We start from the raw sequence: 445 nt of genomic DNA on the forward strand, positions 1-445 counted from the left end.
CGTCGCTTCACATGCCTATGGTCCTGTTCAATGAGATTGTTCAAATGCTTGATTGTACAATGAATTGTATTTATATAAAAGCCTTGTTCTCTTAATTTGTTAAATGCACAAAGTAATGCTGGTGCTTTGTCTGTAGTGAGAACCGCTGGTTCTCCAAACGTTTTGACCAATCTTTTCATAAAAGCATAGGCAGACTGATAATCCCGTTTTTTACGAAGTTGAATATCCAATGTTTGCCCGTCTTTATCAATTGCACGATATAAATAACACCATTTTCCTTTGACTTTTATATAGGTTTCATCTAGTTTCCAAGATAATGGAACGTTTTTATTTTTCTTCTTCCAAATTTGATAGATAAGGTTTCCATATTCATGAACCCAGCGCATGATAGTTGTTGGGTGAACCGAAACACCACGCTCTTTCAAGATTTCAGATACATCACGAT

At 35.7% G+C, this 445-nt stretch carries 1 protein-coding gene; it reads right to left on the reverse strand.

The window, feature by feature from the left end; translation table 11 throughout:
- Positions 1–445: IS6 family transposase (locus HRG09_RS28420; RefSeq protein ID WP_174104111.1), on the reverse strand; the 445-nt coding region annotated here is incomplete at both ends.

This window comes from Bacillus sp. Xin1 (assembly GCF_013314535.1).
In the GTDB taxonomy this organism is placed as follows: Bacteria; Bacillota; Bacilli; order Bacillales; family Bacillaceae_G; genus Bacillus_A.